The sequence below is a fragment of the Mesorhizobium sanjuanii genome, from assembly GCF_002529485.1.
Lineage (GTDB): Bacteria > Pseudomonadota > Alphaproteobacteria > Rhizobiales > Rhizobiaceae > Mesorhizobium > Mesorhizobium sanjuanii.
The window spans coordinates 16,095-29,673 of the sequence record NZ_NWQG01000098.1; the positions used below are offsets into that span (position 1 = coordinate 16,095).

Consider the following 13,579-nt stretch of genomic DNA (forward strand, 5'->3'; position numbering starts at 1 on the left):
GTCCTTTTTCCTGAACCCGCTTGGCGACGGAATGGGACAAGGGCGACGGATGATGCTTGACAAGCGGGCGCGACAAACCCACCATCATAGCAAGGGGTGCATCGCGACGACCCCGTGAGGCGTCAGCCCAACGTTCGCGTCCAAGCTTCTCTTTCAAGGAGGTGGACGCCATGCCGTCAACAACCGCTATCACCGTATCGCAATTGTCCCGTTTGATTGGTCTGCCGGGCGCGCCCGCGATCATCGATGTTCGCGTCGATGATGATTACAACGCCGATCCGCGCCTGCTGCCGACATCCTGCCGGCGTGATTTCAAAACCGTCCCGGCCTGGGCGGCCGACTTCGCCGGCAGCCGGGTGGCCGTCGTCTGCCAGAAAGGCCAAAAGCTCTCGCAAGGTGTGGCCGCCTGGCTGCGGCATGAGGGCATTGCCGCCGAATCCCTCGAAGGCGGCTTCGAGGCCTGGCGCGAGGCCAAGGGGCTCTTGGTCCGCACTGACAAGATGCCGCCCCGCGACGACAAAGGCCGCACCGTGTGGGTGACGCGGGCTCGCCCCAAGGTCGATCGCATCGCCTGTCCCTGGCTGATCCGGCGTTTCATCGATCCGGGCGCGGTTTTTCTCTTTGTCGAGGCCGCCGAAGTCGCGGCCGCCGCGGATCGCTTTCAGGCCGTGCCTTTCGACATCGACGATGTGTTCTGGTCGCACCGGGGCGAACGCTGCACCTTTGACACGATGATCGAAGAGTTCGGGCTCGAATCCGAGCCGCTCGACCGTCTCGCCATGATTGTGCGCGCGGCCGATACGGCAAGCCTCGATCTGGCCCCCCAGGCGGCCGGATTCCTGGCCGCCTCGCTTGGCCTGTCGCGAATGTTTCGCGACGATCTGGAACAGTTGCAGGCAGGGATGCTGCTTTACGACGCGTTTTTTCGCTGGTGCCGCGACGCCACCGAAGAGACGCACAATTGGCCAAGCGCGGGCAAACCAGCATGAGTGTCCAGACTTCTGGCAAAACAGGGGCTTCCGAAAAAACGGGCGAGACCGCCCTGGCGCCGCCGGTGCCGACGTTCAGCGAGGCCGTGAAGGTCTGGGCGAAAATCGGCTTGCTCTCCTTCGGCGGGCCGGCCGGGCAGATCGCGCTCATGCACAGGGAACTGGTCGAGGAAAGGCGCTGGATCGGCGAACAGCGTTTCCTGCATGCATTGAATTACTGCATGCTGCTGCCCGGCCCGGAGGCCCAGCAGCTTGCCGTCTACATCGGCTGGCTGCTGCACCGGACGCTCGGCGGTCTGGTCGCCGGCATCCTGTTCGTCGTGCCGGGCGCGATTGTGATGCTCGCCTTGAGCACCCTCTATGCGCTGTATGGCGACGCGCCGCTTGTGGAGGCGCTGTTCTTCGGGGTGAAGGCGGCCGTGCTCGCTATCGTCATCGAGGCGGTCATTCGGATCGGACGGCGTGCCCTGAAGAACCGGGCAATGGTGTCGATCGCGCTCGCCGCCTTCATCGCCATCTACGCATTGAATATGCCGTTTCCGCTCATCATCCTGCTTGCGGGCCTGACAGGCTGGATCGGCAATCGCGTTGCGCCGGGCCTTTTCTCCGGTTCTGCGCACGGCAAGGGCGATGCTCCCGATATCAAGGGCGCGGTCGACCTGATGTTCGAGCGCGGTGAACTGAACCACACCAGGCCGACGAAATGGCATGCGCCGCGCACCTTGGCGATCTGGCTGCCGATCTGGCTCGGGCCTGTGCTTCTCATCTGGGTGTTCACCGGATCCGCCAGCGTTTGGAGTGAGATCGGCAGGTTCTTCAGCGTCATGGCGGTCGTCACCTTCGGCGGCGCCTATGCAGTCCTTGCCTATGTCGCGCAGGCAGCGGTCGGCTCTTTTGGCTGGCTGGCGCCCCGTGAGATGGTCGATGGCCTTGGGCTGGCGGAAACGACGCCCGGTCCGCTCATTCTGGTCCTGCAGTTCGTCGGCTTTCTTGCCGCGTTCCGCCAACCCGGCGCGCTGAGCCCGCTGCTTGCCGGGTCGCTTGGGGCGTTGCTCACGCTCTGGGTCACGTTCACCCCATGTTTCCTCTGGATATTCCTCGGTGCGCCCTACATCGAAGCGCTGCGCGGCAACAAGGCGCTGTCGGCGGCGCTCGGTGCGATCACCGCCGCCGTCGTCGGCGTCATCATGAATCTCGCTCTATGGTTCGCCTTGCACGTCATCTTCGGTGAGGTGCGCAGCATGGGTGGAATGAACGTTCCTGTACTCTTATCCATCGACTGGCGCGCGGCGCTGCTGTCATGCGCCGCCATGATCGCCATCCTGAAGCTCAAGGTCGGCATGCTGCCGACGCTGGCGGGATCGGTCCTCGCCGGTGTCCTGTTGCTGGCCGTGAGCGGATAGAGGCGCTTCGCCGCGCGCAGCCTGCGCGTGCATAACAATGATCGCGGTGCCATATGACTGGAAACGGATAGGAACATGATGGCCCGACGGCGCTCTTCTCCAGGTTTCCTCGGAATGTTCGGCCGCTCGGGCGATCTCAGGCAACTCGACGCGGCGTTGCGCGGTGCCGACCTCCATCCCGCTCTTGTGCCGGAGGGCGTAAAACTCACCATCGTCAATCTGATGAAGGATCACTGGCCCGACGAGCCGCCACCGCAGGCCTATCCATCGGTGGCGCGGCTGTTCGGCTATTGTATTGCCGGACGGGAAGCGTTCGAACGGTCCAATGGCCGTGAAGACATGCTGGACGCGGAGCGCCGGATCGAGGCGGCGCTTGAGACCGGCGACAGCTTCGATGCGCAGATCGTGCTGATGACGCTGCATGCCAAGCTGATCAGCGCCGAAGTCGTCGAACGCTATGGCCTCAGCGCGGATTGACTGCCTCGGCAGGTAAGCTCACCCGCCCATACTGCCGCGCGGCAGCTTGATGATCTCACCGAAGCGGGCGCGCAGCTTGTCGTCGATCATCTTCGGCACATGGCGGGGAAAGCGCTCGGCGAGAATGCGTTTCTTCTCGATGATCGCCCGCTGCAGGATGTCGGGCCTGCCTTTCTCATTCCATTCCTTCGGCGAAAAGCGGTCGCCGACGGCCGGATAGAAATATTCGGTCTGCATCAGCCTTAGCGTCTGTTCGTTGCCGAGATAGTGACCCGGTCCATTCAGGCAAACCTCGGCGATGGTGTCGATAGACAGCGCTTCGTCGGTCACCTCGATGCCGCGCACGCAACGCAGGCAATGGCCGAGCATGTCATTGTCGATGATCAGGCTTTCCAGGCAGAAGCCGAGCAGCGAGGCATGCATGCCGGCCGATTCATAGACGAGGTTGAGGCCGGCAAGACCGGCCATCACGTCGGTGATGCCCTTTTCGTAGCCGGACTGGATATCGGGCAATTTCGAATCCGTCATGCCAGCGGCCGAACCGCCGGGCAGGTCATAGAATTGCGCCATCTGCGCGCAGGCCGCGGTCAGCACCGCCTGCTCGGCCGAACCGCCCGACATGGCGCCGGTCCTGAGATCCGACACGAACGGCCAGGTGCCGAAGATCGCCGGATGTCCGGGTTTGATGGCGTTGACATAAACGAGGCCGACGAGCACCTCGGCCACCGCCTGCACAACCGCACCGGCGATTGCAGCAGGAGCGGTCGCGCCGGCCTGGCCGGCGGAGAGCAAAAGAATCGGGATGCCGCCTTCGACACAGGCTTCGAGCACGCCGCAGGCATCCTCGGCGAATTTCATCGGCGGCACGACGAAGCAATTCGAATTGGAGACGAACGGCCGTGCCCGGAAATTCTCCTCGCCGCCGGCGATCGCGTAGAGCATGTCGAGCGCCGGCTTGACGTTCTCGCGCACCGTGAACGAGGTCCCGACATGTTTCGACGTGCCCATCACGCAGGCATAGAGCGTGTTGAAATCCATCTCGAGCGGATCGGGAATGTCGCGCGGCACCATCGGCCGCTGGAAGAAATGGATGTTGTCCAGCCCTTCGACGATGCGGGCGGCGTCATAGATGTCCTGCAGCAGCGACTCGCGGTATTCGCGCTTCTCGACATCGACCAGGTGCACGGCGGCCCCTGCCGTGCCGTAATGCACGCGCTTGCCCTTGATCAGCATGTCGTGCTTCGGATCCTGGCCGTGCAAGGTGAAATGCCGTGCCGCCTTTTTGATGGTGTCGAGAACGAGCGCCCGCGGGAAGCGGACGCGGCCGTCGTCGCCATAGGTGGCGCCGGCCTTGGTCAGCGCCTCGATGCAGGAGGGGATGGCGTTGGCGAAGCCGACCGTCTCGAGCAGCGTCAGCACCGCCTCGTGGATGCGCTCGCGGTCGTTTTCACTGAGCGGTCCGTAGCTGCCGCCTTCGAGGCCGGCGCGCACCGGCTTGATGTCGTCGGCAAGTGGTGCCGCCCGCATGGCGCGGCGCGCTTCGCGCCCGCCTGATCGCCGCGAACGCTGGTCCGCGGGCGAATCCGGCTTCTCAAGAGCCACTGACATCGAGGCACTCCACCTTTAGCTGCGAAGCGGGCGGCGGCGGTTGGTCCACCATCGGCCTGCTTCGTCCCCTTTATCCCTCGACTATGCCGCCGGCATTGGCACAGCCTATGGGCCAGCCGACATGGTCGCATATGCCAGAGTGCTAAAGGACCTCTCCAAGGGAACGGAGCCGGTTCCGGCTCCGTTCGGGAGAAGGGTCAGGCCGCCGCTGGCCTGCGGCCCGCAGCTGTCGCCAGTTCGCGGATGCCGGGCTCGATGTGCTGCAGCGCGATCGAGGAAATGCCCAAGCGCATAAAACGCGAAGGCTTTTCGGTGCGGTCGAAGAAGCGGTCGCCGGGCTCGATGATGACGCTGCGCGAGGCGGCAGCCTCGGCCAGGCCGCGCGAATCGGTGCCGCGTGGCCCTTCGAGCCAGAGCGATGTGCCGCCGGCCGAGTCGGTCGAACGCCACTCCGGCAGGAAGGCGGAAATCGCATGGACCAGACGCTTGCGCCGCTCGTCGAAGGCGGAAGAGAGCCGACGCACCAGCGCCTCGTGATGGCCCAGCGACAGGAACAGCGCCACCGCGCGCTGATTGTTGGCCGGCGGATGCCGCAGCATGAAGCGGCGCAGCGCGCGAAGCTCCGAGATCAATCCGGCGGAGGCGACGATGTAGCCGAGCCGCAAGCCGGGAGCCAGCGTTTTCGACATCGAGCCGACATAGACGACGCGGCCGGACCGGTCGAGGCTCTTCAGCGCCTGTTGCGGCGCCTCGTCCAGAAGCTGGCTGTCATAGCCGTCCTCGATGATGATCTGGTTGTAGCGGTTGGCCCGCGACAGTAGATCCTGTCGGCGCTCCGCCGACAGCGGCACCATGGTCGGGCAATGATGGCTGGGCGTCACGAAGACGAAGCCGGAATCATTGGGGATGGAAGCGGTTACGATGCCGGATTGGTCGACCGGAACCGGCGCGATATCGGCGCCCGCCAGCCGGAATATCGAGCGTGCGTCTGGATAGCCCGGATCTTCCATCGCCACTTTGGAGCCCTTGGTCATCAGCAGGGTGGCGAGCATATAGAGCGCGTTCTGGGCGCCGAGCGTCACGATGATCTCGTCCGGATTGGCAAAGATGCCGCGCCGCGGCAACAGCCGTGCCTGGATCTGCTCGATCAGCAGCGGATCGTCGCGGTCGACCATGTCGGACGCCCAGTTGCGGATTTCGAGCACAGCCAGCGCCATGCGGTTGCATTCGCGCCATTCGGCGGTCGGGAACAGCGCCGGGTCGAACTGGCCGTAGACGAAGGGGTAGGACGACTTGATCCAGTTGTCATGCTTTGCCGGCGGGGGCATGTCGCTGGCAGCGATCTGCCGGCGCGCCTTCCAGTCGATCTCATTGGCCTGGTCGGGCGCCTTCTGGTGCGGCTTGGCCGGAGTCGCCAGCACGTCGGGATTGACGAAATGGCCGCGCCGTTCGCGCGCCACCAGGAACCCCTGGTCGACCAGTTGCTGGAAAGCCAGCACCACGGTGCCGCGGGCAACGCCGAGTTTTTCAGCCAGAATCCGGCACGATGGCAGCGGCATCGAAGCGGCAATCTGCCGGTCCAGGATGGCGGCGACGATCGCCTGACGGATCTGTGCCTGCAAGGTCTGGCCGGATTCCGCCGAAATCCGGAACAGGCCAGACCATATGGCCGTATCGTTTCGCTGTGGCATGGAAGATGGTTCCTCGATGGCCAGCTTTTTTCGCTTGGCTGGCCCAGTCAAATGTAACGGTGGCACAAGGTATTGCGCCAATCAATTTTTCTGATCGCTGGGATTTATGCCAGTGATCTTTCACGGCTTTTTTGCTGCGCCGCAACACAGGAGTGTGATGCCAATGCGGCATCGCTCCATATTGAAACGAAGGGAAATCGGCTCGATACAGTGGCGCGACGACATGCGCCGGAAACATCCGGCCTCTAGTGATGACATGTTAAGGCTCGGAGTTCGGCAGTGGATCAATCGTCCTTTCAAAAACAGCTCGCCGCGTTGCGCGATCACCGCGCGAGCGCGTCCGGCAGCATGCGCGAGGCTTTCGCCGCCGATCCCAAGCGCTTCCAGACATTCTCCGCCACCGACGGCGACCTGCTGCTCGACTGGTCGAAATGCGCCGTCGACGCGCGCACCATGGACCTGCTGGAGAAGCTGGCGGGAGCGGCCGACCTCCAGGGCCGGCGCGCCGCGATGTTCGAGGGCAAGAAGATCAACATCACCGAGGATCGCGCCGTGCTGCACACGGCGCTGCGCAACCTCAGCGGCAAGGGCGTGGTGCTCGACGGGCAGGATGTAAAAAAAGAGGTCCTCGCCGTGCTCGACGCCATGGGCGCCTTCGCCGACGCCGTGCGTTCAGGCAAGGCGACTGGCGCCACCGGCAAGAAGATCACCGACATCGTCAATATCGGCATCGGCGGTTCCGATCTTGGCCCGGCCATGGCGACGCTGGCGTTGGCGCCCTATCACGACGGGCCGCGCGCGCACTATGTCTCCAACATCGACGGCGCCCACATCCACGACACGCTGAAGGGCCTTTCCGCCGAAACCACCTTGTTCATCGTCGCTTCGAAGACCTTCACCACGGTCGAGACGATGACCAATGCCGAGACGGCGCGCAAATGGATAGAAAAGGCGCTCGGCAAGGAAGCCGTCGGCAAGCATTTCGCCGCCGTTTCGACGGCGCTCGATCTGGTGGCGAAGTTCGGTATCGAGGCTGATCGCGTCTTCGGCTTCTGGGACTGGGTCGGCGGCCGCTATTCGGTCTGGGGCGCGATCGGTCTGCCGGTCATGATCGCTGTCGGTCCGCGAAATTTTCGCGCCTTCCTCGATGGCGCCCACGAGATGGACGAACATTTTCGCACCGCGCCGCTGGGCAAGAACCTGCCGGCGCTGTTGGGGCTGATCGGCTGGTGGCATCGGGTGATCTGCAAATATCCCGCCCGCGCGGTCATTCCCTACGACCAGCGGCTGTCCAGGCTGCCGGCCTATCTGCAGCAGCTCGACATGGAATCGAATGGCAAGAGCGTCACCCTCGACGGCGGCGCGGTGACGACGCCGACCGGCCCGCTGGTCTGGGGCGAGCCCGGCACCAACGGCCAGCACGCCTTCTTCCAGTTGCTGCATCAGGGCACCGATTTCATTCCGGTCGAATTCCTTGCCGCGGCGATCGGCCATGAGCCCGATCTCAAGCACCAACACGACCTGCTGCTCGCCAACTGCCTGGCGCAGTCGGAAGCCTTCATGAAGGGCCGCACGCTTGAGGAGGCGCGCACGCAGATGCTGGCCAAGGGCATGAAGCCTGCCGATGTCGACAGGATCGCTCCGCATCGCGTCTTCTCCGGCAACCGTCCTTCGGTGACGATCCTCTACAAGAAGCTTGATCCGCATACGTTCGGGCGTCTGATCGCGCTTTATGAGCACCGCGTCTTCGTCGAAGGCACGCTGTTCAACATCAATTCCTTCGACCAGTGGGGCGTCGAACTCGGCAAGGAACTGGCGACCGGACTGCTGCCTGTCGTGGAAGGCAAGGAGAGTGCCGCAAAGCGGGACGCTTCGACGGCTGGCCTAGTGGGGCATATCCACCATTTGCGTGCATCGGAGTAAAAGCTTGGGCGACATCAAGGGAATTTTGTTCGACAAGGATGGAACGCTTGTCGACTTCAACGCGACTTGGCTCGGCATCGCCGATTTCATGGCGATGGAAGCGGCCGAGGGCGATCGCTGGAAGGCCGACAGGCTGCTCGCCGCGGCGGGCTTCGATTTCGCCGCCAAGCGCTTCAAGCCCGACTCGATCTTCGCCTCCGGCTCCAACCTCGACGTCGTCGAACTGTGGTTTCCCAGGCTGTCCGACGAAGATCAGATGAGCGCCGTTGCGCATTTCAACGAGATTACCTCGATGAAGGGTTCGGCATTGGCCGTGGCGCTGCCTGGCATTGTCGACACGCTTGGCGTTCTTCACAAGAAAGACTACCGGCTCGGCGTCGCCACCAACGATTCGACCAGCGGCGCGGAAAAGACGCTGGTTACGCTCGGTGTCGCACAGCTGTTCGACGCCGCCTATGGCTATGACGCGGTGGCCAACCCGAAACCGGCGCCGGATACGATCCTCGCCTTTTGTGACCTGACTGGCCTGAAGCCGGGCGAGATCGCCATGATCGGCGACAACCGTCACGATCTGGAGATGGCGCGGGCTGGCGGCTGCGGGCTGGCGATCGGCGTCCTCTCCGGCACCGGCACGCGCGAATCTCTGTCGCAAATCGCCGACGTCATTCTGGATTCGGTGGCCGATCTGCCCGATTTTCTCTCGACGCGGGTCAAGGAAACGATTTGACCGGCTCGAGCGAGAAGACGCCGCTCGGTTTCGTTGCGGCGTGCCTGGCCTCCCCGAAATCCGGCACGATATATTCGGCGAGCAGTTGAAGCCGTGACCGGGGCAGCCACGCGCGGCCAGGGTCGCCAACCAGCACATCGATACCGGCCGCCAGGCAGCGGTCGAGGAAAGGCATGAGCCGCTCACCGACATGCTGGTCGTAGAAAACGTCGCCGGCCACAATGAGATCGGTCGCGGGCGGTGGTCCGGCGGTGATGTCTTCGCCGATGACCGTAATCGTAACGCCGTTGGCCGCCGCATTGAGGCCGAGTGCGGCAACGCCGTTGCGATCGATCTCGGCGGCGATCACCTCGCTGGCGCCGGCCTTTGCCGCGGCGATGCCGACGAGGCCCGAACCGGCGCCGAGGTCGAGCACGCGGCGACCCGCCACTGTCTGCGGCCGATCGACAATGTAGCGGGCGAGCACCGCGCCGCCGGCCCAGGCATAGGCCCAATAGGGTGGCTGCGGTTCGTTCTCGTCGGCTTCGGTTTCTTCTTCCTGTGGATCGGAGAGCCGTCTGAGACCGCTCCCCGGATGGGCCGTGTAAAGCCGGATTTCGGGAAGCGAAGGCACCGGCATCAGGCGCATGTTCGCCCTGATGAACGCCGCCGGGTCAGGGCCGGCACGCGGGTCGACCGCTTCGCCGCCGGCAAGGCAATCGTTCAAAATCGCGCCTATTCCCGCAACGCCCGCCGCAGGATCTTGCCCACCGGCGTCTTCGGAAGTTCGGTGCGGAACTCGATATATTTGGGCCGCTTGTAGCCGGTCAGGTTCTCGCGGCAATAGGCGGCCAGCGCCTCAGTGGTCAGCATCGGATCCTTCTTGACCACGAACAGCTTCGGCGCTTCGCCTGAATGCTCGTCCGGCACGCCGATCGCGGCCACTTCGAGCACACCTGGATGCATAGCCACGACCTCCTCGAGTTCGTTCGGGTAGACGTTGAAGCCGGACACGAGGATCATGTCCTTCTTGCGGTCGACGATCTTGGTGTAGCCGCCCTCGTTCATGAAGCCCATATCGCCCGATTTGAAGAAACCGTCCTTGGTCATCACCTTGGCGGTTTCGTCCGGCCGGTTCCAATAGCCGGCCATCACTTGCGGTCCGCGAATGCAGATCTCGCCGACCTCGCCGAGCGGCAGGTTGTTGCCGTCGTCGTCGCGGATGGCGATCTCGGTCGATGGCAGCGGCAGGCCGATCGTGCCGGTGAAATTGCCGTCGCTGAATTTGTTGGCCGTGGCCACCGGCGAGGTTTCCGAAAGTCCGTAGCCCTCGGTGACAGGGCAGCCGGTCAGCGCCTTCCAGCGCTCCGCCACCCCCTTCTGCACCGCCATGCCGCCGCCCAGCGTCAGGATCAGCGGCTTGAAGTCGAGCTTGCGGAAATCCTCATTGTTGAGCAGCGCGTTGAACAGCGTGTTGAGGCCCGGAAAGATATGGACCGGGTATTTCTGCAACTCCTTCACAAAGCCGGGAATATCGCGCGGGTTGGGGATGAGAATGTTCTGGCCACCCATTTGCATCCCCATCAGCGCGTTCACCGTCAGCGCGAAGATGTGATAGAGCGGCAGTGCGCAGACAAGGTTGGGATGCGCCGGTTTCGGCTTGACCGCGTAGGCGTCTTCGATCCAGAGCGCATTTTGCGCGACATTGGCCAGCACATTGCTATGTAACAGCGTCGCGCCCTTCGAGATGCCGGTGGTGCCGCCAGTATATTGCAGGAAGGCGACATCATCAGCCGCGACCTTGGCGGGCTTGAAGCTTATCCCGGCACCAGCCTTCAGTGCCGCGTTGAACTTGACGTGGCCGGGCAGCGACCAGGCCGGCACCATCTTCTTCACCCGGCGCACGACGAAATTGACGATCGTCCCTTTCAGCCCGCCAAGCATGTCGCCCATCGAGGCCACCACGACATGCTTGACCGCCGTCCTGGCGATGACCGCTTGCAAGGTGCTGGCGAAGTTCTCGAGAATGACGATGGCTTGCGCGCCTGAATCCTTGAGCTGGTGTTCCAGTTCGCGTGGCGTGTAGAGTGGGTTGACGTTGACCACCGTATAGCCGGCGCGCAGCACCGCCATCATCGCCACCGGATATTGCAGCACGTTCGGCATCATCAGCGCCACGCGCGCCCCTTTTTGCAATCCCCTGGACTGCAGATAGGCGCCGAAGGCTGCCGATTGCCGCTCGAGTTCCGCATAGGTGATGGCCTTGCCCATGCAGGTAAAGGCTGGCTGGCCGGCGAACTGTTTGCAGGCGGCGACAAGAAAGTCGCCGATCGAACTATGGGGCAGCGGGCCGATCTCGGCCGGAACGATTTTGGGATAGTTCTTGAGCCATGGCTTTTCCGGCAGCCCGGCGGCGAGCGCCGTTAGCGCCTTCGGCAATCTCTTGACCGACGTTGGTTTTGCCGGCGTCGCTTGTTTGCCGGCAACGGGCTTTGCCGCCGGCACGGTCTTGCCACCCGCAGCCTTGGCCGCGCCTTTCGCGGCGGGCTTTGCGACTGTTTTGGCAGTCCCTTTGGCGGCAGCTTTGGGAGATGGCGCTTTTGGCGTGTCGGCGCCGGTCTGTTTTGCTCCGGCTTTGGCTTTCGCCGGAGTGTTTGCGGATTTTGCCATCTGTCCCTCCCTCGTCGTTCTTCTTGTTATGGCTGCTTGCCGGATGTCGCGTCACCTCCCGGATGACAGGGACGGCGGCGTTGCGGATTCCCCAAGAAATCCAGTGTACCATCTATGTATTGCGACTATCGGCGACCGTGCAAGTCTTGCCCCTGCGGCAAGGCAGGAAAGATTTGCCGTCAAAATCTTTCGCCGACAACGCCTTGGGAAGCTGCTTCCTGTTCTGGTGGCGGCGAACTCGAAGTCAGTGGATTATTGTATCAGCGAGATCGGCGATCAATAAAAAAATGCGGTCGTTAATAATAGTGTGATTAGCAGGTTTTGCTATTTTTTTCTGAAATTTGGCAAAACCAAAGAATTATTTTTTGCTTACGGTGGGTTAGGCAAACGGGGAGTTCCAAAGCCGGAGAAACGGTGCTTATATGCGCGCTTCGCGAGCCTGATAGAGGGGCTTGGAAGAACATCAGGGAGTGCTCAATGAAAAAGAAACTGACTTTTGCGGCCGCGTTGCTGGCCGCAAGCGTCATCGGCGGCATGGCTAACGCCAAGCAGCTGGTCTATTGCTCGGAGGCGGCGCCGGCCGGTTTCGACCCGTCGCCGTGGAGCGGTGGCAACGACTTCGACGCGTCGTCACGTACCATCTATTCGCGTCTGGTCGAGTTCGACCACGGCAAGACGACCATCTCGCCCGGCCTCGCCGAGAGCTGGACGGTTTCCGACGACGGTCTCGAATACACGTTCAAGCTTCGGCCCGGCGTGAAGTTCCAGACCACCGACTATTTCACGCCGACGCGCGACCTCAACGCCGACGACGTGATCTTCTCCTTCGAACGGCAGTGGAAGAAGGAGAACCCGTGGTACAGCTATCTGGAAGGCACCGGCTGGGAATATTTCACCGGCATGGGCTTCCCGGATCTCCTGAAGGAAATCGTCAAGGTCGACGACCTGACGGTGAAGTTCGTGCTGAACAAGCCTGAAGTCGCCTTCCTGCCGGATCTCGGCATGGATTTCGCCTCGATCGTCTCCAAGGAATATGCCGACCAACTCGACAAGGCCGGCACCAGGCAGCAGTTCACCCAGAAGCCGATCGGCACCGGTCCGTTCCAGTTCGTCGACTATCAGGTCGATGCGGTCGTGCGCTATGCGGCTTGGGATGGCTACTATGGCGGCCGCCAGAAGATCGACGATCTGATCTTCGCAATCACGACCGATCCGGCCGTGCGCGCGCAGAAGCTGAAGGCAGGCGAGTGCGATATCATGTCGTACCCGGCGCCGGCCGACATTGCCGGCCTGCAGGCCGACACGAACCTCAAGGTCGACGAGCAGGAAGGCCTCAACATCGGCTACCTGGCCTACAACACCACGATGCCGCCCTTCGACAAGGTCGAGGTCCGCAAGGCCCTCAACATGGCGGTCAACAAGAAGGCGATCATCGACGCGGTCTATCAGGGCGCCGGCCAGCCGGCCATCAACCCGATCCCGCCGACCATGTGGTCCTACAACAAGGACATCAAGGACGACCCCTATGATCCCGAAGCGGCCAAGAAGATGCTGGCCGACGCAGGCGTCAAGGATCTGTCGATGAAGATCTGGGCGATGCCCGTCAGCCGTCCGTACAACCCGAACGCCCAGCGCGTCGCTGAAATGATCCAGGCCGACTATGCCGCCGTCGGCGTCAAGGCCGAGATCGTCAGCTACGAATGGACCGAGTATCGCGAACGCGGCAAACAGAAGGATCGTGACGGCGCCTTCCAGCTCGGCTGGACCGGCGACAATGGCGATCCGGACAACTTCCTGTTCCTGCTCGGCTGCGACGCCATCGGCCAGTCCAACTACGCGATCTGGTGCAACAAGGAGTTCGAGGACCTGCTCAAGAAGGGCAAGGCCACCACGGACGTTGCCGAGCGCACCAAGATCTACGAGGAAGCTCAGGTCGTGTTCAAGCGTGAGGCCCCGTGGCTGACCATCGCCCATTCCAAGGTCTTCATGCCGATGAACAAGAGGGTCTCGGGCTTCGTCATGGATCCGCTCGGCATTCACCGGTTTGACGGCGTCGACGTCACCGAATAAGTCCATAAGAAATTGGGCGGCGGCGCTGGACTTCCAGCGCCG

10 protein-coding genes are annotated in these 13,579 nt (G+C 62.9%); 6 read left to right on the forward strand and 4 right to left on the reverse strand.

The features are described 5' to 3' along the window. Nucleotides 1-170 precede the first annotated feature (170 nt). From CN311_RS16215 to CN311_RS16225, 3 genes are all read left to right on the forward strand, one after another. Nucleotides 171-989, forward strand: coding sequence for a chromate resistance protein ChrB domain-containing protein (locus CN311_RS16215; RefSeq protein ID WP_097574812.1), 819 nt, complete (start codon nucleotides 171-173; stop codon nucleotides 987-989). After that, nucleotides 986-2,392, forward strand: a complete 1,407-nt coding sequence (gene chrA / locus CN311_RS16220) for a chromate efflux transporter (RefSeq protein WP_165779725.1) — start codon at nucleotides 986-988, stop codon at nucleotides 2,390-2,392. The genes CN311_RS16215 and chrA overlap by 4 nt, the downstream gene beginning before the upstream one ends. A gap of 78 nt (nucleotides 2,393-2,470) precedes the next feature. Next, entirely contained in the window at nucleotides 2,471-2,869 is a 399-nt protein-coding gene (locus CN311_RS16225) for a hypothetical protein (protein WP_097574814.1), read from the forward strand. Between the two features lie 18 nt (nucleotides 2,870-2,887). Here CN311_RS16225 and CN311_RS16230 read toward each other — a convergent pair whose 3' ends face one another. Continuing rightward, nucleotides 2,888-4,477: a trimethylamine methyltransferase family protein gene (locus CN311_RS16230; protein ID WP_097574781.1), complete on the reverse strand. Its 1,590-nt coding sequence runs from the start codon at nucleotides 4,475-4,477 to the stop codon at nucleotides 2,888-2,890. Between the two features lie 197 nt (nucleotides 4,478-4,674). Next, nucleotides 4,675-6,168, reverse strand: coding sequence for a MocR-like pyridoxine biosynthesis transcription factor PdxR (gene pdxR, locus CN311_RS16235; RefSeq protein WP_097574782.1), 1,494 nt, complete (start codon nucleotides 6,166-6,168; stop codon nucleotides 4,675-4,677). A gap of 279 nt (nucleotides 6,169-6,447) precedes the next feature. Between pdxR and pgi the strand changes: the two genes are divergently transcribed. Together pgi and CN311_RS16245 are read left to right on the forward strand one after the other, a co-directional pair. Continuing rightward, a complete protein-coding gene (gene pgi, locus CN311_RS16240) occupies nucleotides 6,448-8,091 on the forward strand; it encodes a glucose-6-phosphate isomerase (protein WP_097574783.1) in 1,644 nt (547 codons plus the stop codon). Nucleotides 8,092-8,095: 4 nt separating this feature from the next. Next, a complete protein-coding gene (locus CN311_RS16245) occupies nucleotides 8,096-8,818 on the forward strand; it encodes an HAD family hydrolase (RefSeq protein ID WP_097574784.1) in 723 nt (240 codons plus the stop codon). Here CN311_RS16245 and CN311_RS16250 read toward each other — a convergent pair. Further along, on the reverse strand, nucleotides 8,802-9,524 hold the full coding sequence (locus CN311_RS16250; protein ID WP_245440848.1) for a class I SAM-dependent methyltransferase: 723 nt from the start codon (nucleotides 9,522-9,524) through the stop codon (nucleotides 8,802-8,804). The two genes, CN311_RS16245 and CN311_RS16250, sit on opposite strands and share 17 nt — an antisense overlap. A gap of 8 nt (nucleotides 9,525-9,532) precedes the next feature. After that, on the reverse strand, nucleotides 9,533-11,467 hold the full coding sequence (locus CN311_RS16255; protein ID WP_097574785.1) for a long-chain fatty acid--CoA ligase: 1,935 nt from the start codon (nucleotides 11,465-11,467) through the stop codon (nucleotides 9,533-9,535). A gap of 477 nt (nucleotides 11,468-11,944) precedes the next feature. Between CN311_RS16255 and CN311_RS16260 the strand changes: the two genes are divergently transcribed. Beyond that, nucleotides 11,945-13,537 (forward strand): ABC transporter substrate-binding protein, encoded by a 1,593-nt coding sequence (locus tag CN311_RS16260; protein ID WP_097574786.1) that lies wholly within the window; start codon nucleotides 11,945-11,947, stop codon nucleotides 13,535-13,537. Nucleotides 13,538-13,579: the final 42 nt, after the last annotated feature.

Bases quoted from the DNA above. Each gene is read 5' to 3' on its own strand.
- CN311_RS16225 (WP_097574814.1), top strand. From the start codon at position 2,471: ATGGCCCGACGGCGCTCTTCTCCAGGTTTCCTCGGAATGTTCGGCCGC.
- pdxR (WP_097574782.1), bottom strand. From the start codon at position 6,168: ATGCCACAGCGAAACGATACGGCCATATGGTCTGGCCTGTTCCGGATT.
- CN311_RS16255 (WP_097574785.1), bottom strand. From the start codon at position 11,467: ATGGCAAAATCCGCAAACACTCCGGCGAAAGCCAAAGCCGGAGCAAAA.
- CN311_RS16215 (WP_097574812.1), top strand. From the start codon at position 171: ATGCCGTCAACAACCGCTATCACCGTATCGCAATTGTCCCGTTTGATT.
- CN311_RS16230 (WP_097574781.1), bottom strand. From the start codon at position 4,477: ATGTCAGTGGCTCTTGAGAAGCCGGATTCGCCCGCGGACCAGCGTTCG.
- CN311_RS16260 (WP_097574786.1), top strand. From the start codon at position 11,945: ATGAAAAAGAAACTGACTTTTGCGGCCGCGTTGCTGGCCGCAAGCGTC.
- chrA (WP_165779725.1), top strand. From the start codon at position 986: ATGAGTGTCCAGACTTCTGGCAAAACAGGGGCTTCCGAAAAAACGGGC.